The organism is Micromonospora sp. KC721, assembly GCF_004348355.1.
Lineage (GTDB): Bacteria > Actinomycetota > Actinomycetes > Mycobacteriales > Micromonosporaceae > Micromonospora.
In genome coordinates, this window is record NZ_SMJY01000429.1 from 1 (window position 1) to 380 (window position 380).

Sequence of the window (380 nt, forward strand, 5' to 3'; positions counted from 1 at the left end):
GCGGCCACGTCATCGCCGCCGCCACCGTCCCGACCGTGAGCGCGCTGGCCGGCGTCGGCTACCTCGCTACCCGCCTCGTCGACGCGGTCCGCTCCGCGGCTCCGCTGGTTGCGGGTGTGGTCCTGGTCCTCGTCGTCCTCGCTCTGCTGCTCCGCTCCCGCAAGCCGGCGTGTGTGGGGCTGCACTGCTCGGGCTGCGACCACTGACCGCCACGACCGCCGGCTGGCCCACCTACTGCGCCCGATGCCGTAGGTGGGCCACGGCCCTCATCGAAGCCGGCCACCCCGGCACCGGCCACTACCGCGCCGAGACCGCCTGCGACCGACACGAAGCCGCGGCACACCGCTGGGCCTCCCGTGTCGGCCCGACCCGCACCACCC

General features: G+C 75.5%; 1 pseudogene. It reads left to right on the forward strand.

Going from position 1 to position 380, the window contains the following annotated elements:
• Nucleotides 1-206, forward strand: a pseudogene (locus tag E1182_RS30785) (hypothetical protein); the annotation flags it as partial.
• Nucleotides 207-380 lie beyond the last annotated feature (174 nt).